Here is a 21,079-nt window from a genome sequence, read left to right on the forward strand (position 1 = left end):
AGGAGAAACCATGAAGCGTTCCACCCTGCTATTTACCTGCCTGATATCCGCAATTTCCCTCGACGGTTATGCTGCTCTTGATCCGGCTCAGCCGCTTTGTGCCGCGCCGCCGTACGCCTTATTTGAAACGTGGGCTAAACCAGTGAAGCCGTTTCGTATGGCAGAAAACGTCTGGTACGTTGGGACAGAAAACCTCTCTTCAATCCTTATCACTACGCCAAAGGGACATATTCTGGTGGATGGGGCTCTCGACGCCAGCGCGGCGGGGATTAAGCGTAATATCGCCGAACTTGGTTTTGATATCCGCGACGTTCGCTTCATTCTTAACAGTCATGCGCGTCTTGACCAGGCCGGAGGCATCGCCAGGCTGAAAGCGTGGAGCGGGGCGCAGGTCATTGCCAGCGTGGCGAATGCAAAACAGCTGGCGCTTGGCGGTAAAGAGGATTTTGCCCTTGGCGACGCGCTGCCTTTCCCTGCGGTAACAGTGGATAAAACGGTGGTTGATGGCGAAACGCTCTCGCTGGGCGGCGTCACGTTCAAAGCTCTGTTAACCCCCGGACATTTGCCGGGGAGCACTTCATGGCTGTTTACCCTGCCGGAGGGTAAAAAGCTGATTTACGCCGATAGCCTGGCAACGCCGGATTATTATCTGGTGAACAACAAAAACTACCCGACGCTGGTAAGCGATATCCGGGGGAGTTTTGCCACACTTGCCGCGCAGCAGGTGGATATTTTTGTCGCTAATAAAGGGGAGCGCTTTGCTCTCGCCGCTAAGCAGGCCAAACTTGCCGCCGGAGATAGCAATGCATTTATCGACCGGACTGGTTTACAACGCTATGTGGACCAATCTCGCCAGCGCTTTGAATTACAGCTGAAACAACAAACGGAACAATAGGACTTTTTGCGATCCGGCAGGCAGGAGGGGCGTCATTTTTCTGTCACAATATATTCTTTACAATTCGTTAATAACTCCCTGAGGAATAAGTAATGAAGAAGAAAATTGTCGCCTCATTGCTTGCCATCGCCTGTATTGCCCCGGGCGTGGCAAAAGCGGAAGCCGCGCCGGAAGGTTACCAATTGCAGCAGGTGCTGCTGATGAGCCGCCATAACCTGCGCGCTCCGCTGGCCAACAACGGCAGCGTGCTGGAGCAGTCTACCGCTCAGGCCTGGCCTGAGTGGGACGTGCCGGGCGGGCAGCTCACCACCAAAGGCGGCGTGCTGGAAGTCTATATGGGCCACTACGTGCGTGAATGGCTGGCGGACCAGAAGCTGGTGACCAGCGGCGAATGCCCGGCGCCGGAAAGCGTTTATGCCTATGCCAACAGTCTGCAACGTACCGTTGCGACAGCCCAATTCTTTATTACCGGCGCCTTCCCGGGCTGCGACGTACCGGTGCACCATCAGGAAAAGATGGGCACCATGGACCCGGTGTTTAACCCGGTTATCACCAATGCATCGCCTGAGTTTAAAGAGAAAGCGGTGCAGGCGATGGAGAAGCAGCGCACCGAATACAAGCTGACCGACAGTTATAAACTGCTGGAGCAGATTGTTAGCTTCAAAGACTCGCCGACCTGCAAAGAAAAACAGCAGTGCGATTTAACCGGGCCGAAAGATCAATTCAGCGCCAATGCGACTCAGGAGCCGGGCGTCAACGGCCCGCTGAAAACCGGGAATGCGCTGGTGGATGCTTTCACGCTGCAATACTACGAAGGTTTCCCGATGGACCAGGTGGCCTGGGGAAAAATCAAAACCGCCGAGCAGTGGCGCGTGCTTTCCCAATTGAAAAACGGCTACCAGGACACGTTGTTTACCTCGCCGGAAGTGGCACGTAACGTGGCTGCGCCGCTGGTGAAATACATTCAGAACGCGCTGACGAGTAAAGAAGCGGCCACCGGGCCGAAAGTGACGCTGATGGTCGGCCATGACTCGAATATTGCCTCTCTGTTAACCGCTTTGCAGTTTAAGCCTTATCAGCTGCCGGGGCAGTATGAGCGCACGCCAATCGGCGGCAACATTATGTTCCAGCGCTGGCACGACAAGAACAACAACCGCGACCTGCTGAAAGTGGAATACGTTTACCAGAGCGCAGAGCAGCTGCGTAACGGCGAGGTATTAACTCTCCAGCATCCGCCAAAACGCGTCACTTTGCAGCTGGAAGGCTGCCCGACCGATGCGAACGGTTACTGCTCGTGGGATAAATTTAGCGAAGTGCTTAGCCAGGCTGTGAAGTAAAACTCAAATCTGCCCCCGGAGCCGGGGGCAGAACGCGCGGTCAAACGTTTTTACGCTCTATGGTTTGCTCTCCCCAGAACAGGGAGTCCTTATCCGTTTTGGCAAAGGCAAGCGGCAGTACCTCGTCGCTTCCTTCTTCCCAGATTTTTTCAGCCAGCTTTTCATCATATTTCGCCAGCTCAAAAATGGCTTCTGCAATCTCCGGTGAAGTATTGCGTAAGCTTGCCCACTCGCCTACGTGATGCGCTTTCGCTTGTGTCGATGTCATGCGAACCTCCAGAACTTAACCTTTGAGTTTTACCGCCAGGCCTGCCACGTATTCACCCTGATAGCGGGCGATGGCCAGCTCTTCCTGGCTTGGCTGGCGTGAACCGTCGGCACCGGCAATGGTTGTCGCGCCGTAGGGCGTGCCGCCGTGAACCTGAGAGACATCAAACAGCTCCTGCGCGGCGTAGCCGATAGGCACAATCACCATCCCGTGATGAGCAAGGGTAGTCCAGGTTGACGAGATTGTGTGTTCCTGGCCGCCGCCGGTTCCCGTAGAACTGAAAACGCTGGCAAGTTTGCCGTAAAGCGCGCCGGAGGCCCAAAGCCCGCCGGTTTGATCGAGGAAGGTTCGCATTTGCCCGGCCATATTGCCAAAGCGGGTAGGGGTGCCGAAGATAATTGCATCGTAGTCGGCAAGCTCTTGCGGGGTAGCGACCGGCGCGGTGTGGGTTTTACCGCCTGCTTTAGCAAAGGCCTCGGGTGCCATGGTTTCGGGGACTCGCTTTACCGTTACTTCGGCGCGATCGATTTTTTGCGCACCTTCCGCCACGGCTTTGGCCATGGTTTCGATGTGTCCATACATTGAATAATAAAGCACCAGAACTTTAGCCATCTTGCTTCACTCCTCAGTTGAACTGCAGTTTTTGTCTGCGTTCCTTTAAAGATATGACCTGTGGCCGAGAGTGCAAACCTGACTGGCTTTTCCATGATATATCACAAGCGGCGGTGATTATTATTTTGACTCAGGAGGGGCTGCCTATCGTTTTAGCACTGAATCGGTTGACGTATTTGTCAGTGACCGCTTAAAATTGCACCAACTTTAAGCAACCGATTCCACACAGGCAAACCGGGGAGGTAGCGATGGCAATTACCAGCAGTATGTTTGGCCGTACTATCCTGACGGGTAAAGACGCCGAACAAATGCTCAGGCAAATGAGCAATTTTAAACCCAATGAAAATGCGAAGCGTTCGTTACAGGAGGCTCGCGCCTTACGTGAAAAAATGTCTAAACCTGGATAATTTCACCTAATTAGAGTGTTAGCGACATGGATGATGCGGCACGGACTGACCTTAAAATCTTACCTTTAAATCAATTTCATCATCACAAAAATTTCAAGAGCGGTGGTGAGCAGTTCCAGCCTCTAAAGACTTTCCTCCAACAAGATGCTCTCCTGTTTCAGGATGCATGTATCGCTCAGAGCTACGTGGTTATTGATGATAATGCACGCATTGATAAGACTAAAAATAAGTATTTTTTTCCTTATAGAGTATTGGGTTACATCACTCTGACCTGTAGCCAGGTTAACTTAAAGGATTATCACCTCGGGGATTGCGCGCGAGCTGAAAGATATGAGTTTCTACCTGCGGTAAAGATTGCCCGTTTGGCGGTAGATGCGAGAAGCCGGGGATTGGGCATTGGCGCTATGCTTTTTGGTTTTGCCTTATCAATGTCGTTAGATGATATCCGTCCGCTGGTTGGTTGCAGGTTTCTAATTACGGATTCCAAAAGGAATGCTATGGACTTCTATAACCGACAAGGAATGGAATTACTTGATACAGAGGAAAACCATTCGGCAAAGCATCCCATCATGTTTGTAGATCTGCACACGCTGCTGTAATTAACTTATAAAGTTCAAATCGTTATACCGCCCTGCAAACCTGACTGGCTTTTCCTTGATATATCACAAGCGGGAGCAGCATGGCTGCCCTGTAGCATCAGCTCACATTTTTTAGCCTGTTTTTTAATCAGGGATAAGAGGGCCTTATGGCCGCAAAGCGGAGAGCCGGTCGGTTTTCGCCGACGCGATGTTTCCAAATGTTGCTGATGGCCGGGCAGGAGGCTGAGCTGCACTAGACTTAGTTCCACGCGGTGACAATAACGGCCAGTCCGTTTTGCCGCGCGGTGAAAGAATCCTCTTTTATCGAATGCAAAATGATGTCCTATATCCGGAGGTTAGAAATGGCAAACCATCGTGGTGGTTCAGGTAATTTCGCTGAAAACCGTGAAAGAGCATCAGAAGCAGGTCGTAAAGGTGGTCAGCACAGCGGCGGTAATTTCAAAAACGATCCGCAGCGCGCCTCAGAAGCCGGCCAGAAAGGGGGCAAAAACAGCCACGGCAGTAGCAAAAGCAAGTAGCCGCAGCTTCTCCAGATGCATGATGGATCAATCCTCATGCTGAATTTGCCCTGACCGCCGGTTTTCCGGCGGTTTTTTTGTTTCCCCGTTGCAACAAAATGTGACTGGCCGCAGTATAGAGCCTCAACTCTTATTTTGATGTTCCCGGTCCCGTTCATGTCTGCGCCATTAAGCCGTTATAAATTTTCCGTTAAGCCGCAAGAAGCCCTGCTGATCCTGATAACCATGTTCTGGGGCGGGACGTTCCTTGCCGTTCAGTACGCCATGACGATGAGCGATCCGTTCTTCTTTGTCGGCCTGCGTTTCGCTACTGCCGCCGCTGCGGTGGGGCTGCTGTCGTTAAAATCGCTGCGCGGCTTAACTTGGCTGGAGATTAAAGCGGGGGTGATGATTGGCGTCGCCATCGCCATCGGTTATAGCATGCAGACCTGGGGGTTACAGACCATTCCCAGCAGTAAATCGGCCTTTATTACCGCGATGTATGTACCGGTGGTGCCGCTATTACAGTGGCTCTGCCTTGGCCGTATGCCGGGGCTGATGTCGTGGATTGGCGTGGGGCTGGCGTTTATCGGGCTTATTTTTCTTGCCGGGCCGGAAGGCACCAGCCTGGCGCTGGGGGCCGGGGAAATCATCACGCTTATCGGCGCGGTTGCGATTGCCGCAGAAATCATTCTGATTAGCGCCTGGGCGGGCAAGGTGGATATTAAACGGGTGACCGTGGTTCAGCTGGCTACCGCTTCGCTTGTCTCTTTTGCCGCAATGGTTCCGGCGGGGGAGAGCGTGCCGGTGTTCTCGCCGGGACTGGTGATTATTGCTCTGGGACTGGGTATTTTCAGCGCCATTATTCAGGTCACGATGAACTGGGCGCAGCGCAGCGTTTCGCCAACCCGGGCGACCGTAATTTATACCGGCGAGCCGGTTTGGGCCGGCATCTTCGGGCGTATTGCAGGCGAGCGCCTGCCGGTACTGGCGCTGGTGGGGGCGGCGCTTATCGTGCTTGGCGTACTGGTGAGCGAGCTGAAGCTAAAGCGTAAGAAAGCGGCAGTTAAGCCCCAGGGCTGGAAGGAAGATACCGGAGACGAGAGCGCCTGAGCTATAATTCATGCCAGCGACTAACAAGGAGAGCTTGCATGGCTGAAGCCGCCGTTGATATCAAATCCCCCGGCCGCCGTTCGAAAGCGGTGGCCGCCAAAAAACAGGCCATCCTTGCCGCCGGGCTGGAGTTCTTTTCCCAGTTTGGTATTCACGGCACCAGCCTCGAGCAGGTTGCCGAGCGGGCCGAAGTTTCAAAAACCAACCTGCTTTATTACTATCCTTCCAAAGAGGCGCTCTACATTGCGGTGCTGAAGCAGATTCTGGATATCTGGCTTGCGCCGCTGCGTGCTTTCCGCGAGGACTTGCAGCCGCTGGTGGCCATTGGGGAGTACATCCGCCTCAAGCTTGAGGTATCACGAGATTACCCTCAGGCGTCAAAGCTGTTTTGCCTGGAGATGTTGCAGGGCGCGCCGCTGCTCAAAGGCGAGCTAACCGGCGACCTGAAGGCGCTGGTGGATGAGAAGTCGGCGATTATTGCTGGCTGGGTGGCAAGCGGCAAACTTGCTGCTGTCGATCCTCATCATCTTATCTTTATGCTGTGGGCGACCACACAGCACTACGCGGATTTTGCCAGCCAGGTTGAGGCCGTTACCGGCAGCACGCTACAGGATGAGGCGTTCTTCCGCCGCACGGTGGAGAACGTGCAGCGGATGATTATTGAAGGCATTCGCGTGCGTTAATCGCGCTTATTTTGGCGCTAAAACGCAGCTGACATCGCCCTCTTCGCATTCCAGCGTGCCCTTGAGCAACTCGGTGCGTTCGAGGGTTTTATCCGCCAGGCAGTTGGCGCGAACCATCGGGTAAACCGACCCCTGTTCTGCCCCTGAGCTCATAAAATCGCAGTCCGCATCGCGGAAGGCAATCCACGCATTTTGCGCTTTTTTAAGCTGCACTTTCTGCTTGTCCGTCGCCCTGGACATCACTTCTTTGTAAGTCTTATTCAGCAGGTCGTCCTGCTTTTTATACTCGGCGGCATAACACTGGTTCATATCCGCCTGGGTGGTGGCTGAGTCACAGCCGTCCGCCAGCGCCGCGCCGCTGAGCAGCAGCCCGGCAACAAGTAAACACACGCGTTTCATTCTGGTGTCCTCATTAAAAAAAAGGCCCTCATGACGAGAGCCCTGGTATCCTGGCAGACTGTTAGCCGATTGTCATCAGGCTGGCGTTACCGCCCGCCGCGGCTGTGTTAACGCTCAGCGAGCGCTCTACGTACAGGCGTTCAAGCAGGATGTTGTTTTCGCCGCGGGCAAAGCCCTGAACGGAAACAATCGCGCCTTCTTTTGCCGCAACGGCTTCACACAGCTTGCGCAGCTGATCGGAGTCGCCGTGGTAAATCACCGCGTCGAATGGCTGTTTGAGCAACTCTTCCTGCTTAGCGAAGTCCACCCTCTGCTGAACCGCTTTCGGCAATTGTTTAGCCAATTCGCGGTGCAGGGCGTTATCAGGCCACAGGGCGCGGCTGCCCACGCTGGTTACCGCCGCCAGCTGAATTAAGGCATCGCGTTCATCATCCGCAATACACAGCACGCGTTCACGCGGCAGCAGGGCGTAGGTATTACGCTCGCCGGTTGGGCCAGGCAATACGCGCAGGGTGCCGCTTTGAGCCAGGTCGCCAAATCGCTGGCAAACAGACTTCAGCTCGTCACGATTTACCGCCCACTCGCTAAGCGCGTGATGGGTCGCCTGCAGCTCGTCTTTCAGCGAAGCGTCCACCGGCGTTTGGGCGTCGTGGCGGTTAAAGGTGGTTTGCAGCGCGTTTTCCGGGCGATTAGCCAGCAAACGGTAGAGGTACAGCGGGCCACCGGCTTTCGGCCCGGTGCCGGACAGGCCTTCGCCGCCAAACGGCTGAACGCCCACGACCGCGCCGACCATATTGCGGTTCACGTACATGTTGCCGACGTGGGCGGAGCCGGTCACCTGGGCGATAGTTTCATCGATACGGGTATGAACGCCGAGCGTCAGGCCATAACCGGCCGCATTGATTTGCTCAATTAGCGAGGCGAGATTATTGCGGTTGTAGCGCACAACGTGCAGCACCGGCCCGAACACTTCTTTTTTCATCTCGTCAAAGCTGTCCAGTTCGATAAGCGTTGGCGGGACGAAAGTGCCGGACTGCCATTCGCGGGCATCAACGCTGTTTTCGCGTACCGCCTGGAAGACGGTGCGGCCTTTAGTGCGCATAGCCTGGATGTGCTTCTCAATATTTTGCTGAGCTTCGGCATCGATAACCGGCCCGATATCGGTCGTCAGGCGGCCCGGGTTGCCCATGCGGCATTCAGCCATCGCGCCGCGCAGCATTTGCAGCGTGTGCTCGGCAACATCTTCCTGTACGCACAGCACACGCAGAGCTGAACAGCGCTGGCCCGCGCTGTCGAAGGCGGAGGAAACCACATCCACCACAACCTGCTCGGTCAGCGCCGAGGAGTCAACGATCATCGCGTTAAGCCCGCCTGTTTCGGCGATCAGCGGCGTTGGGCGTCCCTGCGGGTCGAGACGATCCGCAATGTTGCGCTGTAGCAGCGTGGCGACTTCGGTGGAGCCGGTGAACATTACGCCGCGTACTCGCGCGTCGCCGGTCAGCTGGGCACCAACGGTTTCACCGCGGCCAGGCAGAAGTTGCAGCACGCCGGCAGGCACGCCGGCTTCCAGCAAAATAGCCACGCCCTGAGCGGCAATCAGCGGAGTCTGTTCGGCAGGTTTTGCCAGCACGCTGTTGCCTGCGGCAAGGGCGGCTGCAATCTGGCCGGTGAAAATCGCCAGCGGGAAGTTCCACGGGCTGATACAGACTACCGGCCCGAGCGGGCGGTGGGTTTCGTTATCGAAGTCGTCGCGTACCTGGCCTGCGTAGTAATGCAGGAAGTCTACCGCCTCACGAACTTCGGCAATCGCGTTGCTGAAGGTTTTACCGGCTTCACGTACCAGAATGCCGATCAGCTGCTGCATGCGGCTTTCCATCATTACCGCCGCGCGCTCCAGAATGGCGGCACGCTCCTGAGGCGGAGTGGCAAACCAGATTGGCGCGTTGTTAACGGCATTATCCAGCGCCAGAGAAACCTCTTCGGCGGTGGCTTCGCGAGTGTAGCCGACAATGTCGGTTGGCTCTGCCGGGTTTTTCACCGGCGTTAGTTCGCCTTCGGCAACCGGCGCTTCCAGTACCGGCGCGGCCTGCCATTTCTGAGTCGCGCTGTTCAGCAGGGCGGAGGAGAGGGAGGCCAGGCGGTGTTCGTTAGCGAGATCCAGGCCGCTGGAGTTGGTGCGTTCCGTGCCGTAAAGGGTTTTTGGCAGCGTAATTTTCGGGTGCGGCAGGCCCGGCTGGCCCTCTTTGGCGGCCATAGCTTCAACGGCGCTAACCGGGTCAGCTATCAGCTCGTCCAGCGGCAGGGTTGCGTCCGCTATACGGTTAACAAACGAGGTATTAGCGCCGTTTTCCAGCAGGCGGCGAACCAGGTAAGCAAGCAGCGTTTCGTGGGTGCCTACCGGAGCATAAATGCGGCAAGGACGGTTGAGTTTGCCGTCGGCCACTTTGCCCACCACCTGCTCATACAGCGGTTCGCCCATGCCGTGCAGGCACTGGAACTCGTACTGGCCGGGGTAATAGTTTTGTCCGGCCAGGTTGTAAATGGCGGCCAGCGTATGGGCGTTGTGGGTGGCAAACTGAGGATAAATCAGGTTTGGCACCGCCAGCAGTTTTTTGGCGCAGGCGAGGTAGGAGATATCGGTGTAAACCTTGCGGGTGTAGACCGGGTAGCCTTCCAGACCGTCGACCTGGGCGCGTTTGATTTCGCTGTCCCAGTACGCGCCTTTCACCAGGCGGATCATCAGGCGGCGACGGCTGCGGCTGGCGAGGTCGACAAGGTAGTCGATAACGAACGGGCAGCGCTTCTGGTAAGCCTGAATAACAAAGCCGATGCCGTTCCAGCCCGCAAGTTCAGGTTCGAAGCAGAGCTTTTCCAGCAGATCGAGGGAGATCTCCAGGCGGTCGGCTTCTTCTGCGTCGATGTTGATACCCACGTCATACTGGCGTGCCAGCAGAGTCAGGGACTTCAGGCGCGGGTAGAGTTCTTCCATTACGCGGTCGTACTGCGCGCGGCTATAGCGCGGGTGCAGGGCGGAAAGCTTGATTGAGATGCCCGGGCCTTCGTAAATTCCGCGGCCGTTGGAAGCTTTGCCGATAGCGTGGATAGCCTGCTGGTAAGAAACCATATAAGCCTGCGCGTCGGCGGCGGTCAGCGCCGCTTCACCCAGCATATCGTAGGAGTAGCGGAAGCCTTTCTCTTCGAGCTTGCGGGCGTTGGCCAGCGCTTCGGCGATGGTTTCGCCTGTCACAAACTGCTCGCCCATCAGGCGCATCGCCATATCCACACCCTTACGCACCAGCGGCTCGCCGCTCTTGCTGATAATGCGATTCAGGGAGCGGGAGAGGCTGGCTTCGTTGTGGGTGGAGACCAGGCGGCCGGTAAACAGCAGCCCCCATGTGGCGGCGTTAACAAACAGCGACGGGCTGCGGCCAATGTGCGAATGCCAGTTGCCGTTGCTGATTTTGTCGCGGATCAACGCATCGCGGGTGGCCTTGTCGGGAATACGCAGCAGCGCTTCCGCCAGGCACATCAGCGCCACGCCTTCCTGAGATGAGAGCGAGAATTCCTGAAGTAGGCTCTGCACCATGCCCGCCCGGCCAGAGGCCGTTTTCTGGTTACGCAGCTTATCGGCAAGCTGCCAGGCCAGCTTCTGGGTCTGCTCGGCAACCGCCGGAGCGAGGCGAGCCTGCTCGAGGATCATCGGCACGGCATCGGTTTCCGGGCGGCGCCATGCGGCGGTGATAGCCGCGCGGCTAACGGACTGCGGCAGGATTTGCTCGGCGAAGTCGAGGAACGGCTGAGCAACTTCTTCCGGCTGGGTCGGAGACTCTTCCGCTTCGTTTGCCGCACCTGCCAGCAGGGCAGGCAGCTCCGGGAGCTCGTCGCTGCTTTCCAGGCGCTCGAGGTAATTAAATATCGCCTGCTTAATCAGCCAGTGCGGCGTGCGGTCAATGCGCGAAGCGGCTTCTTTAATACGCTCGCGCGTTGCTTCATCCAGTTTTACGCCCATGGTGGTGGTGCCCATGCCACAGTCTCCAGGTTAAAGGTTGTTCGGGTGTTACTTAGTTAACCGGCAATATCTATTAAGTTGCAACTTTGTGCAACCGTGTTAAATCGAAGCCGTTAAGCCATTCGCAAAAACGCTGAATTGTTACATTTAAGATAAGAAAATCATCTGACCGCAGGACAGGCGAAACGGCAAATTTACCGACGGGCTTAACACTTTTTGAAGGTGCAACCGATAAAAATGTGAGCAAGTGCAACCTGGCGAGAAATGCTCACCTAACGAGGATGCAATCGATGTAAATGCTGTGTTAAATCGTTTGTGAAAAATAAAGGGTTCCGGCAGGATGCATTCCCCATTTTAAATCACGATAACAATACAGCGCCCCGTTCCGGCGCGAAGTGGCCTGGTCAGAGAGAGCAGGCGTAAAAATAGCTATGGAGAAGTCTGAATGACAATAAGCACACCGATGCTGGTGACCTTTCTGGTTTATATCTTTGGCATGATACTGATTGGTTTTATCGCCTGGCGCTCAACCCGAAGTTTTGATGATTACATTCTCGGCGGCCGAAGCCTCGGCAGCGTGGTGACCGCGCTGTCTGCGGGAGCTTCCGATATGAGCGGCTGGCTGCTGATGGGGCTGCCGGGCGCGATTTTTATCTCCGGTATCTCCGAAAGCTGGATAGCCATCGGGCTGACGCTGGGAGCCTGGGTTAACTGGAAGCTGGTTGCCGGGCGCTTACGCGTTCACACCGAGATGAATAATAACGCGCTGACTCTCCCGGACTATTTTACCGGGCGTTTCGAGGATGGCAGCCGCCTGCTGCGTATTATCTCCGCCCTGGTTATCCTGCTGTTCTTCACCATCTACTGCGCTTCCGGCATCGTCGCGGGCGCTCGCCTGTTTGAAAGCACCTTTGGGATGAGCTACGAAACCGCGCTTTGGGCCGGGGCAGCGGCAACCATCATTTATACCTTCGTGGGCGGATTCCTGGCGGTAAGCTGGACCGATACCGTGCAGGCGAGTCTGATGATCTTTGCGCTGATCCTGACGCCTGTCATGGTGATAATGGCGGTTGGCGGCCTCGACGACTCTCTGATGGTTATCAAGCAAAAGAGCATCGAAAACGTCGATATGCTGAAAGGGCTGAACTTCGTCGCTATCGTGTCGTTGATGGGCTGGGGCCTGGGCTATTTTGGCCAGCCGCACATCCTGGCGCGCTTTATGGCCGCTGATTCGCATCACACCATCGTCAACGCTCGCCGCATCAGCATGACCTGGATGATCCTCTGCCTGGCGGGTGCGTGCGCGGTGGGCTTCTTCGGCATCGCCTACTTTACCAATAACCCTGAGCAGGCTGGCGCCGTGTCCCAGAACGGTGAGCGGGTGTTTATCGAGCTGGCGCAAATTCTGTTTAACCCGTGGATTGCCGGGATCCTGCTGTCTGCCATTCTGGCGGCGGTGATGTCGACCCTGAGCTGCCAGTTGCTGGTGTGCTCGAGCGCAATTACCGAAGACCTGTATAAGGCCTTCCTGCGCAAAGGCGCGAGCCAGAAAGAGCTGGTGTGGGTAGGGCGCATGATGGTGCTGGTGGTTGCCCTGGTGGCGATTGTGCTGGCGGCGAACCCGGAAAACCGCGTACTCGGTCTGGTGAGCTACGCGTGGGCGGGCTTCGGCGCGGCGTTCGGGCCGGTAGTGCTGTTCTCGGTAATGTGGTCGCGTATGACCCGCAACGGGGCGCTGGCCGGGATGATTATTGGCGCGGCCACGGTGCTTATCTGGAAACAGTTTGGCTGGCTGGGGCTTTACGAAATCATTCCTGGTTTCGTCTTCGCAAGCGTAGCAATTGTGGCGGTGAGCCTGCTGGGCAAAGCGCCTTCTACCTCAATGCAGAAGCGTTTTGCTGAAGCAGATGCGGTTTATCACACTCCGCCTCCGGGCAAATTACAGACCGACTAAAAACATGACTTTTTACAGGGGCCGGTTAATCCGGCCCTTTTTAGGTTGCTGACAAAGAGGAAAAAAGCGTGGTTTTTCCCTCTTTGTGGTAATCAGCCGAAAATCAATGAATTGATTTTCCTGTTTTTTTAACGAACCGTCTGATATTTCTTCTCTCGCCAGAGGTTTGTCATCAGTCTGAAGGGCCGGATCATCCGGCCCTTTTACATCTGGTCATAAATATGTAATCCCGGCCTCTTGTTTTTATTACTTCTGCTAATGATAATCACTATCGTTCTGGTTTACTTTTCTTTACGTCAATTGACTTGTATTCACATCTGAGGTGTCAGGCATGTTTGTTCCGTTTCTCATCATGTTACGTGAAGGGCTGGAGGCAGCGCTCATCGTCAGCCTGATTGCCAGCTACCTGAAGCGTACCCAGCGCGGCCAGTGGATCGCCGTTATGTGGATTGGCGTGTTTGCCGCCGCCGCGCTTTGCCTGGGCCTCGGTATCTTTATCAACGAAACCACCGGCGAGTTCCCGCAAAAAGAGCAGGAGCTGTTTGAGGGGATAGTCGCGGTCATTGCGGTGTTTATCCTCACCTGGATGGTGTTCTGGATGCGCAAAGTGTCGCGCAACGTGAAAGTGCAGCTTGAGCAGGCGGTTGATCACGCGCTGCAAAGCAAGGGAAACCACGGCTGGGCGCTGATTATGATGGTCTTTTTCGCCGTTGCGCGTGAAGGGCTGGAGTCGGTGTTCTTCCTGCTGGCCGCGTTCCAGCAGGACGTTGGCATTATGCCGCCGCTGGGCGCGATGCTTGGCCTGGCCACCGCGATTGTGCTCGGCTTCCTGATTTACTGGGGCGGTATTCGCCTTAACCTGGGCGCGTTCTTCAAATGGACCAGCTTGTTTATTCTGCTGGTTGCCGCCGGGCTTGCCGCCGGAGCGGTGCGGGCGTTCCACGAGGCGGGGCTGTGGAACCACTTCCAGGATATTGCCTTCGATATGAGCAACACCCTCTCGACCCATTCGCTTACCGGCACGCTGCTGGAGGGGATCTTCGGTTATCAGGAGACACCGACGGTCAGCGAAGTGGCGATGTACTTTATCTATCTGATTCCGGCGCTGGTGCTGTTCTTTATGCCGCCGCGCGTGAACAACCAGGCGACCAATACGGCTCGCTAATTTATTAACGGCGGCCCGGCCGCCTTGTGATTACGACTCATTGTTTAATAGGGATAGGTCATGACCCAACATTTTCGTCTGAAGGCACTGCACGTCGCGCTGCTGGCGCTGGTCTCTTCCGCATTTGCCGCCCAGGCGGCAGATATTCCGCAGGTTAAAGTCACCGTCACCGACAAGCAGTGCGAGCCGATGAATGTGACCGTGAACGCCGGGAAAACCCAGTTTATTATTCAGAACAACAGCCAGAAAGCGCTGGAGTGGGAAATTCTCAAAGGCGTAATGGTGGTTGAAGAGCGCGAAAACATCGCCCCGGGCTTCTCGCAGAAACTGACCGCTAACCTGCAGCCTGGCGAATACGACATGACCTGCGGCCTGCTGACCAACCCGAAAGGCAAGCTGGTAGTGAAAGCTACCGGTAAGCAGGAAGCACCGAAAACTGACCTGCTGGCGCTGACCGGCCCCATTACCGAATACAAAGCCTATGTCACCGCCGAAGTTGCCGAGCTGGTAAAAGGCACCAAAGCCTTTACCGACGCGGTGAAATCCGGTGATATCGAAAAAGCGAAATCGCTGTATGCCTCAACCCGTCAGCATTACGAGCGCATTGAACCGATTGCGGAACTGTTCTCCGACCTCGACAGCAGCATTGACGCCCGTGAAGATGATTTTGAGAAAAAGGCGGACGATCCCAAGTTCACCGGCTTCCACCGCCTGGAGAAAATCCTGTTCGGGGATAACACCACTAAAGACGCCGCGCCGTTTGCCGACAAGCTGAATGCCGACGTGCTGGATCTGCAAACCCGTATTTCCGAGCTGGCGTTCCCGCCGAGCAAAGTCGTTGGCGGCGCAGCAGGCCTGATTGAAGAAGTTGCCGCAACCAAGATCAGCGGAGAAGAAGATCGCTACAGCCATACCGACCTGTGGGACTTCCAGGCGAACGTAGACGGTGCCCAGAAGATTGTTAACCTGCTGCGTCCTCAACTGAGCAAAGAGAACCCGGCGCTGCTGGCTAAAATCGATGCCAACTTCAAAAAAGTTGACGCCATCCTGGCCAAATACCGAACCAAAGACGGCTTTGAAACTTATGACAAGCTGACCGACGCCGACCGCAAAGCGTTGAAAGGGCCAATCACTACTCTGGCGGAGGATCTCTCCCAGCTGCGCGGCGTGATGGGTCTGGACTAAGCATCATGAGCGATAAGAATAAAATCGGCGCGCATCAACCGGCGCGCCGCCAGCTTTTGAAAACGCTGGGCGCCCTTGGGGGAGCCTTTGCCGTTGGCGGCGGCTGCCCGATGGCCGCTGCCGCAAAACCGGTTTCTTCTCCGGGCACCTTGCCGCCGGACGGGCGCCAGGAAAGCCAGCCTTTTTACGCTGAGCACCAGGCCGGGATCCTTACGCCGCAGCAGGCATCAATGATGCTGGTCGCGTTTGACGTGCTTGCAAGCGATAAGGCCGACCTCGAACGCCTGTTCCGCCTGTTAACCGCGCGCTTTGATTTCCTCACCAGCGGCGGCCCGGCACCCGATACGCCAAACCCGCGTATGCCGCCAATGGACTCCGGCATTCTCGGTGCGGAAATCTATCCCGATAACCTTACGATTACGCTTTCCGTTGGCAGCTCGCTGTTTGATGAGCGGTTTGGCCTGCAAAAGCAGAAGCCGAACAAGCTCCAGCAGATGACAAGCTTCCCCAATGACTCGCTGGACGCCAGCCTGTGCCACGGTGATTTGCTGCTGCAAATTTGCGCCAATACCAACGATACGGTGATCCACGCGCTGCGCGACATCATCAAGCACACGCCGGACTTACTCAGCGTTCGCTGGAAGCGTGAAGGTTTTATCTCTAACCATGCGGCCCGCAGCCGCGGGAAAGAGACGCCAATTAACCTGCTTGGCTTCAGGGACGGTACCGCCAACCCTGACGGCCAGGATAAGCCGCTGATGGATGAGGTGGTGTGGGTCACGCAGCAGCAGCAGGAGCCTGCCTGGGCGGCCGGCGGCAGCTATCAGGCGATACGCATTATTCAGTTCCATGTCGAGTCCTGGGACAGAACGCCGCTTAAAGAGCAGCAAACTATCTTCGGGCGCGAGAAGCACAGCGGTGCGCCGCTGGGCATGAAGAATGAGCACGACGTTCCGGACTACGCCGCAGATCCCGACGGCAACGTGATTGCCCTTGACGCGCACATCCGGCTGGCGAACCCGCGTACCAGAGAGACCCAGTCGGGCCTGATGATGCGCCGGGGTTATAGCTATTCGTTGGGCGCGACAAAATCAGGGCAGCTGGACATGGGCCTGCTGTTTGTCTGCTACCAGCATGACCTGGAGAAAGGTTTCCTGACGGTGCAGGGCAGGCTCAACGGCGAGGCGCTGGAGGAGTACATCAAACCCATCGGCGGTGGGTATTTCTTCGCACTGCCTGGCGTGCCGGATAAGCGGCATTATCTGGGGCAGGCGCTGATTCAGGCGTAATTCCCCCTTACTCTGGCTCTCTCCCGTTGAGGGAGAGGGCGAAGTGAGGGTGCAAATTTTCATTTGCTAACAATTCATCCACCCCATTATTCATTATTTTTCCCTATGACTATCCCGCTGATATATTTCTGTAATATTACTGTGCGACAACTAATGTTAGCAGCGGATTGAGATAAAACGTTACTCAAAAGTGAAATTTATGTTGCGTTTTGGATAAGAGTTGTTGTACTTAGAACATGAGCGGTAGTTCCCTGCTGTGACGTTTAATCACTATGGAGATCGCGAATGGTTGGGTCCTGTACTGGACGGTTACTCAAACACTTTACCCGCACAAACCAGCGCGGAGGCTTCTCCTCCGGCTTCGCTATCTTCACCGCTAAATTTCCCCAATCAGAATCGAATCAACGTCATAACGGTGCGTTATGCGGCGCTTTGCGTTCGCCTTGCGCACCCTCTCAACCGGCAGTTAATGGCTTACAAGGAAGCCAAACCTCATCCGTTAGTTGCGATAATCGCGCCTGCCGAGACGGCGCGGGAAATGAAACCAACTGTAAGGTGCCATCCATGGGAAGACAGAAAGCTGTGATCAAAGCTCGTCGTGAAGCAAAACGTGTGCTGAGACGGGATTCACGTAGCCACCGGCAGCGTGAAGAGGAATCGGTCACCACGCTTGTGCAGATGAGCGGCGTAGAATCTATAGGCATGGCGAGGGACAGCCGCGATCATTCACCTATCGAAGCGCGAAATGAAGCTCAGGCGCACTATCTTAATGCCATCGAGAAAAAGCAGCTGATATTTGCTACCGGCGAAGCCGGCTGTGGCAAGACGTTTATCAGCGCGGCGAAAGCCGCTGAGGCCCTGATACATAAGGATGTCGACAGGATTATTGTGACCCGCCCGGTATTGCAGGCCGATGAAGATCTCGGCTTCCTGCCCGGCGATATTTCGGAGAAGTTCGCCCCTTATTTCCGCCCGGTGTATGACATTCTGGTGCGACGTTTAGGGTCGTCTTTTATGCAGTATTGCCTGCGGCCCGAAATAGGTAAGGTTGAGATTGCGCCGTTCGCGTATATGCGCGGGCGTACTTTTGAAAATGCCGTGGTTATTCTGGATGAGGCGCAGAATGTCACCGCAGCGCAAATGAAAATGTTCCTGACTCGCCTCGGGGAAAATGTCACGGTCATCGTCAATGGCGATATCACGCAGTGCGATTTACCCGCAGGCGTGCCGTCAGGCCTTAGCGATGCCCTGAACCGTTTTGAAGAGGATGAAATGGTCGGCGTGGTGCGCTTTGGCAAGCAGGATTGCGTGCGCTCCGCTCTGTGTCAGCGCACCCTCAACGCCTACGATTAACTTTCGTCTGCTTCGCTAAGAAAAGCCCAAACTTCGGTTTGGGCTTTTTTCTTTGCGCGAATTATTTGGCCAAAATGTGAAGGGTGTCATAACGCCAGGTCAAGGAGAGACAATTTATGAGAGTTAGGAATTATCTCCACGGCTAACCCATGCCGTATACTTTCTTCAAGCAGAGACAATAGTCTCTCCCCACAAACCCGCTTTGGAACAGCAACAATACGTCGCGGAAGTCCGTTACAGCGTATTGAGACTTGAGGAACAACTTATGCAAAAGAAAAAAATTTACCTGTTCTGCTCCGCTGGGATGTCAACCTCGCTGTTAGTGACCAAAATGCGAGCGCAGGCCGAAAAGTATGAAGTTCCGGTAGAAATTGAAGCTTTCTCTGAGGCGCTGGCCAATGAGAAAGGGAAGGATGCGGATCTGGTATTACTCGGGCCGCAAATTGCCTATATGCAGGCAGACATCAAGAAGTTGTTGCCCACTAAGCCTGTAGAAGTTATCGATTCGACTCTGTACGGTAAAGTCGATGGGCTGGGTGTGTTGAAAGCGGCTGTGGCAGCAATTAAGAAAGCAGCGGCCGGTAGTTAATTTTTTATTATTGATTTGCTTAATTTTCCGTCAAAGAGCGACTTACACCTACAGCCGTAATATTAATTACGGCTTTCAAGGATATTTATAATATGAGTAAAGTCATTGATTCACTTGAGAAGGTTCTCCTGCCTTTTGCTGTAAAAATAGGAAAGCAGCCTCACGTTAATGCCATTAAAAACGGTTTTATTAAATTAATGCCATTAACCCTCACCGGGGCAATGTTTGTACTGATTAACAACGTATTTTTAAGTTTTGGCGCAGGTTCATTTTTCTACTCGTTAGGCATCCGTTTAGACCCCGAGACCATTGAAACCCTGAATGGGTTCAAAGCTATCGGCGGCAACGTGTACAACGGTACGTTGGGCATTATGTCGCTGATGGCTCCTTTTTTCATCGGTATGGCTTTAGCTGAAGAAAGGAAGGTCGACCCATTAGCTGCCGGCTTATTATCCGTTGCAGCCTTTATGACCGTTACGCCATATAGCGTGGGTGAAGCCTATGCCGTTGGGGCTAACTGGTTAGGCGGCCAGAACATTATTTCCGGTATGATTATCGGTCTGGTAGTTGCCGAGCTGTTTACCTTTGTTATACGCAGAAACTGGGTTATTACCCTGCCGGATAGCGTGCCGACCTCGGTTGCTCGTTCATTCTCGGCGTTAATTCCAGGCTTCCTGATCCTCTCTATCTTCGGGATCATCTCCTGGGCGCTGTCCCACTACGGCAGCAACTTCCACCAGATTATCATGGACTCCATTTCGACTCCGCTGGCGTCAATGGGTAGCGTGGTGGGCTGGGCGTACGTTATTTTCAACTCCCTGCTGTGGTTCTTCGGTGTTCACGGTTCTCTGGCGCTGACCGCGCTGGACAACGGCATCATGACCCCATGGGCGCTGGAAAACGTGGCGCTGTACCAGCAGTACGGTTCTGTTGAAGCGGCTATCGAAGCCGGTAAACAGTTCCACTTCTGGGCGAAACCAATGCTCGACTCCTACATCCTGCTGGGTGGTTCTGGTGCGACGCTGGGTCTGATTATCGCCATCTTCATCGGTTCTCGCCGCGCGGATCACCGTCAAGTGGCTAAGCTGGCGCTGCCTTCAGGCATCTTCCAGATTAACGAACCGATTCTGTTTGGTCTGCCGATCATCATGAACCCGGTTATGTTCATCCCGTTTGTTGCGGTACAGCCGATTTTGGCTGCCATCACCCTGATTGCGTACTCAATGGGCATTATCCCGCCGGTCACTAACCTGGCTCCGTGGACCATGCCTACCGGCCTGGGCGCATTCTTCAACAGTAACGGTAGCGTCGCTGCATTGCTGGTCGCGCTGTTCAACCTTGGTGTTGCAACGCTGGTCTACATGCCGTTCGTTATCCTGTCCAACAAGGCACAGGCGGTTATTGAAGAAGAAGAAAGCGAAGAAGATATCGCAAACGCACTTAAGTTCTAATTTTCAACGCAGGGGAGGGCAACCTCCCCCCGTTTTCAGAATGACCCGGGAGAAGCAGTATGTTTGATTTAGATAATGTGGTGGAAACTGAAGTTGAAGTGGATGACCTCGAAGAAGTGGTAATGGGCTTAATCATCAACTCCGGGCAGGCTCGCAGCCTCGCTTACGGCGCGCTGAAAAAAGCCAAGCAGGGCGATTTTGAAGGCGCATGGGAAATGATGCGTGACTCCCGCACCGCGCTAAACGAAGCGCATCTGGTGCAGACTAAACTGATTGAAGGCGACCAGGGCGAAGGCAAAACCAAAGTAAGCCTGGTACTGGTTCACGCTCAGGATCACCTGATGACCTCGATGCTGGCCCGCGAGCTGGTGACCGAGCTGATTGAATTACACGAGAAAATGGATAAGTAGAAGGTCAGAGTATGCAGCCAGAGATAGACAATATGGAAATCAACATTGTTCGAGAAAGCCAGCTGTTTAACGGCAAGTGTTTCCATGCGTTTATCTACACCAAAGAAGAGAGCGTGAGCGGGCTGCATCAGCATGACTATTACGAATTCACCATCGTGCTCACCGGGCGCTATTACCAGGAAATTAACGGTAAGCGGGTGTTGATGGAGCGCGGAGACTTTGTTTTTATTCCCGTAGGCTCCCATCACCAGAGTTTTTATGAGTTTGGCGCTACCCGGTTATTTAACGTCGGCATTAGCCAGCAGTTTTTTGAGCAACATTATATGCCGCTGCTGCCGTCCCACCTGGTTGCCTCCCAGGTTTATCAGGTTAAGGATGAATTCCTTACGTTTATGGAGTCGGTGATTGCCTCGTTTAATTTCCGTGAAGGTGAATTCAACGAGTTTCTCGAAATGGTGAGCTTTTATGTCGTTAATCGACTGCGCCATTATAAAGAGTCGGATATTCAGGATGATATTCCGCTGTGGTTAAAAACCACCGTCGAAGGGATGCACGACAAAATGCGTTTTGGCGATAAAGCCTTATTAAACATGGTTGCGCTTTCGGGTAAGTCGCAGGAGTACTTAACGCGCGCCACGCAGCGCTATTATGGCAAAACACCGATGCAGATTATTAATGAAATCCGTATCAATTTTGCCAAAAAACAGCTGGAGATAACCAACGCATCGGTTACCGATATCGCCTTTGAGTCCGGTTACAGCAGCCCCAGCATGTTTATTAAGAATTTTAAGAAAGTGACATCTTTCACGCCAAATAATTATCGCAGGAAGCTATACAGCATTAATTAGAGTGCTGGTGAATTAT

The 21,079-nt window shown here is 54.6% G+C and carries 20 protein-coding genes; 16 read left to right on the forward strand and 4 right to left on the reverse strand.

Features of this window, described 5'->3' with window-relative positions; genetic code table 11:
• The first annotated feature begins 10 nt into the window (after positions 1-10).
• Both HMPREF0201_RS06685 and agp read left to right on the forward strand, forming a co-directional pair.
• Positions 11-895 (forward strand): HARLDQ motif MBL-fold protein, encoded by an 885-nt coding sequence (locus HMPREF0201_RS06685; RefSeq protein ID WP_016535762.1) that lies wholly within the window; start codon positions 11-13, stop codon positions 893-895.
• A gap of 92 nt (positions 896-987) precedes the next feature.
• Positions 988-2,232, forward strand: a complete 1,245-nt coding sequence (agp, locus tag HMPREF0201_RS06690) for a bifunctional glucose-1-phosphatase/inositol phosphatase (RefSeq protein WP_016535763.1) — start codon at positions 988-990, stop codon at positions 2,230-2,232.
• A gap of 40 nt (positions 2,233-2,272) precedes the next feature.
• Here agp and HMPREF0201_RS06695 read toward each other — a convergent pair whose 3' ends face one another.
• Both HMPREF0201_RS06695 and wrbA read right to left on the reverse strand, forming a co-directional pair.
• Complete coding sequence (locus HMPREF0201_RS06695; RefSeq protein WP_016535764.1) at positions 2,273-2,500, reverse strand: YccJ family protein; 228 nt, start codon at positions 2,498-2,500, stop codon at positions 2,273-2,275.
• A 15-nt stretch (positions 2,501-2,515) separates the two neighbouring features.
• Positions 2,516-3,112, reverse strand: coding sequence for an NAD(P)H:quinone oxidoreductase (wrbA, locus tag HMPREF0201_RS06700; protein WP_016535765.1), 597 nt, complete (start codon positions 3,110-3,112; stop codon positions 2,516-2,518).
• Positions 3,113-3,360: 248 nt separating this feature from the next.
• Here wrbA and HMPREF0201_RS23175 point away from each other — a divergent pair, with 248 nt between their 5' ends.
• From HMPREF0201_RS23175 to rutR, 5 genes are all read left to right on the forward strand, one after another.
• A complete protein-coding gene (locus HMPREF0201_RS23175; protein WP_016535766.1) occupies positions 3,361-3,519 on the forward strand; it encodes a hypothetical protein in 159 nt (52 codons plus the stop codon).
• Positions 3,520-3,545: 26 nt separating this feature from the next.
• A complete protein-coding gene (locus tag HMPREF0201_RS06705; protein ID WP_016535767.1) occupies positions 3,546-4,118 on the forward strand; it encodes a GNAT family protein in 573 nt (190 codons plus the stop codon).
• 341 nt (positions 4,119-4,459) lie between these two features.
• Positions 4,460-4,636 (forward strand): con-10 family general stress protein, encoded by a 177-nt coding sequence (locus HMPREF0201_RS06710; RefSeq protein WP_016535769.1) that lies wholly within the window; start codon positions 4,460-4,462, stop codon positions 4,634-4,636.
• Between the two features lie 156 nt (positions 4,637-4,792).
• Positions 4,793-5,728: a DMT family transporter gene (locus HMPREF0201_RS06715; protein ID WP_039898066.1), complete on the forward strand. Its 936-nt coding sequence runs from the start codon at positions 4,793-4,795 to the stop codon at positions 5,726-5,728.
• A 38-nt stretch (positions 5,729-5,766) separates the two neighbouring features.
• Positions 5,767-6,411: an HTH-type transcriptional regulator RutR gene (gene rutR, locus HMPREF0201_RS06720; RefSeq protein WP_016535771.1), complete on the forward strand. Its 645-nt coding sequence runs from the start codon at positions 5,767-5,769 to the stop codon at positions 6,409-6,411.
• 6 nt (positions 6,412-6,417) lie between these two features.
• Here the strand turns inward: rutR and HMPREF0201_RS06725 are convergent, their stop codons facing one another.
• Both HMPREF0201_RS06725 and putA read right to left on the reverse strand, forming a co-directional pair.
• The gene (locus tag HMPREF0201_RS06725) at positions 6,418-6,810 is read right to left on the reverse strand and encodes a lysozyme inhibitor LprI family protein (RefSeq protein WP_016535772.1); all 393 of its coding nucleotides are present in this window, start codon (positions 6,808-6,810) and stop codon (positions 6,418-6,420) included.
• Positions 6,811-6,871: 61 nt separating this feature from the next.
• On the reverse strand, positions 6,872-10,834 hold the full coding sequence (gene putA / locus HMPREF0201_RS06730) for a trifunctional transcriptional regulator/proline dehydrogenase/L-glutamate gamma-semialdehyde dehydrogenase (RefSeq protein ID WP_016535773.1): 3,963 nt from the start codon (positions 10,832-10,834) through the stop codon (positions 6,872-6,874).
• 430 nt (positions 10,835-11,264) lie between these two features.
• Between putA and putP the strand changes: the two genes are divergently transcribed.
• From putP to chbR, 9 genes are all read left to right on the forward strand, one after another.
• Positions 11,265-12,773, forward strand: coding sequence for a sodium/proline symporter PutP (gene putP, locus HMPREF0201_RS06735; RefSeq protein WP_039898067.1), 1,509 nt, complete (start codon positions 11,265-11,267; stop codon positions 12,771-12,773).
• Between the two features lie 331 nt (positions 12,774-13,104).
• Positions 13,105-13,938: an iron uptake transporter permease EfeU gene (gene efeU / locus HMPREF0201_RS06740; protein ID WP_016535776.1), complete on the forward strand. Its 834-nt coding sequence runs from the start codon at positions 13,105-13,107 to the stop codon at positions 13,936-13,938.
• Positions 13,939-13,998: 60 nt separating this feature from the next.
• A complete protein-coding gene (efeO, locus tag HMPREF0201_RS06745; protein ID WP_016535777.1) occupies positions 13,999-15,123 on the forward strand; it encodes an iron uptake system protein EfeO in 1,125 nt (374 codons plus the stop codon).
• A 5-nt stretch (positions 15,124-15,128) separates the two neighbouring features.
• The gene (gene efeB / locus HMPREF0201_RS06750; protein WP_016535778.1) at positions 15,129-16,412 is read left to right on the forward strand and encodes an iron uptake transporter deferrochelatase/peroxidase subunit; all 1,284 of its coding nucleotides are present in this window, start codon (positions 15,129-15,131) and stop codon (positions 16,410-16,412) included.
• 564 nt (positions 16,413-16,976) lie between these two features.
• On the forward strand, positions 16,977-17,765 hold the full coding sequence (phoH, locus tag HMPREF0201_RS06755) for a phosphate starvation-inducible protein PhoH (protein ID WP_016535779.1): 789 nt from the start codon (positions 16,977-16,979) through the stop codon (positions 17,763-17,765).
• Positions 17,766-18,030: 265 nt separating this feature from the next.
• On the forward strand, positions 18,031-18,354 hold the full coding sequence (locus HMPREF0201_RS06760) for a PTS sugar transporter subunit IIB (RefSeq protein WP_039898068.1): 324 nt from the start codon (positions 18,031-18,033) through the stop codon (positions 18,352-18,354).
• Between the two features lie 92 nt (positions 18,355-18,446).
• Positions 18,447-19,805 carry a PTS N,N'-diacetylchitobiose transporter subunit IIC gene (gene chbC, locus HMPREF0201_RS06765; protein ID WP_016535781.1) on the forward strand — a complete coding sequence of 453 codons (1,359 nt, stop codon included), beginning with the start codon at positions 18,447-18,449 and terminating at the stop codon, positions 19,803-19,805.
• A gap of 59 nt (positions 19,806-19,864) precedes the next feature.
• The gene (chbA, locus tag HMPREF0201_RS06770; protein WP_016535782.1) at positions 19,865-20,215 is read left to right on the forward strand and encodes a PTS N,N'-diacetylchitobiose transporter subunit IIA; all 351 of its coding nucleotides are present in this window, start codon (positions 19,865-19,867) and stop codon (positions 20,213-20,215) included.
• A gap of 11 nt (positions 20,216-20,226) precedes the next feature.
• Positions 20,227-21,063, forward strand: a complete 837-nt coding sequence (gene chbR / locus HMPREF0201_RS06775; RefSeq protein ID WP_016535783.1) for a transcriptional regulator ChbR — start codon at positions 20,227-20,229, stop codon at positions 21,061-21,063.
• The last annotated feature ends 16 nt before the right edge of the window (positions 21,064-21,079 follow it).

Origin of the sequence: Cedecea davisae DSM 4568, assembly GCF_000412335.2 — a bacterium.
Lineage (GTDB): Bacteria > Pseudomonadota > Gammaproteobacteria > Enterobacterales > Enterobacteriaceae > Cedecea > Cedecea davisae.

Coding starts and splice junctions, on each gene's coding strand:
- HMPREF0201_RS06725 (WP_016535772.1), bottom strand. CDS start 6,810: ATGAAACGCGTGTGTTTACTTGTTGCCGGGCTGCTGCTCAGCGGCGCG.
- phoH (WP_016535779.1), top strand. CDS start 16,977: ATGGGAAGACAGAAAGCTGTGATCAAAGCTCGTCGTGAAGCAAAACGT.
- rutR (WP_016535771.1), top strand. CDS start 5,767: ATGGCTGAAGCCGCCGTTGATATCAAATCCCCCGGCCGCCGTTCGAAA.
- putA (WP_016535773.1), bottom strand. CDS start 10,834: ATGGGCACCACCACCATGGGCGTAAAACTGGATGAAGCAACGCGCGAG.
- HMPREF0201_RS06760 (WP_039898068.1), top strand. CDS start 18,031: ATGCAAAAGAAAAAAATTTACCTGTTCTGCTCCGCTGGGATGTCAACC.
- wrbA (WP_016535765.1), bottom strand. CDS start 3,112: ATGGCTAAAGTTCTGGTGCTTTATTATTCAATGTATGGACACATCGAA.
- chbR (WP_016535783.1), top strand. CDS start 20,227: ATGCAGCCAGAGATAGACAATATGGAAATCAACATTGTTCGAGAAAGC.
- HMPREF0201_RS06685 (WP_016535762.1), top strand. CDS start 11: ATGAAGCGTTCCACCCTGCTATTTACCTGCCTGATATCCGCAATTTCC.
- agp (WP_016535763.1), top strand. CDS start 988: ATGAAGAAGAAAATTGTCGCCTCATTGCTTGCCATCGCCTGTATTGCC.
- HMPREF0201_RS23175 (WP_016535766.1), top strand. CDS start 3,361: ATGGCAATTACCAGCAGTATGTTTGGCCGTACTATCCTGACGGGTAAA.
- putP (WP_039898067.1), top strand. CDS start 11,265: ATGACAATAAGCACACCGATGCTGGTGACCTTTCTGGTTTATATCTTT.
- efeU (WP_016535776.1), top strand. CDS start 13,105: ATGTTTGTTCCGTTTCTCATCATGTTACGTGAAGGGCTGGAGGCAGCG.
- chbC (WP_016535781.1), top strand. CDS start 18,447: ATGAGTAAAGTCATTGATTCACTTGAGAAGGTTCTCCTGCCTTTTGCT.
- HMPREF0201_RS06705 (WP_016535767.1), top strand. CDS start 3,546: ATGGATGATGCGGCACGGACTGACCTTAAAATCTTACCTTTAAATCAA.
- HMPREF0201_RS06695 (WP_016535764.1), bottom strand. CDS start 2,500: ATGACATCGACACAAGCGAAAGCGCATCACGTAGGCGAGTGGGCAAGC.
- HMPREF0201_RS06710 (WP_016535769.1), top strand. CDS start 4,460: ATGGCAAACCATCGTGGTGGTTCAGGTAATTTCGCTGAAAACCGTGAA.
- chbA (WP_016535782.1), top strand. CDS start 19,865: ATGTTTGATTTAGATAATGTGGTGGAAACTGAAGTTGAAGTGGATGAC.
- efeB (WP_016535778.1), top strand. CDS start 15,129: ATGAGCGATAAGAATAAAATCGGCGCGCATCAACCGGCGCGCCGCCAG.
- HMPREF0201_RS06715 (WP_039898066.1), top strand. CDS start 4,793: ATGTCTGCGCCATTAAGCCGTTATAAATTTTCCGTTAAGCCGCAAGAA.
- efeO (WP_016535777.1), top strand. CDS start 13,999: ATGACCCAACATTTTCGTCTGAAGGCACTGCACGTCGCGCTGCTGGCG.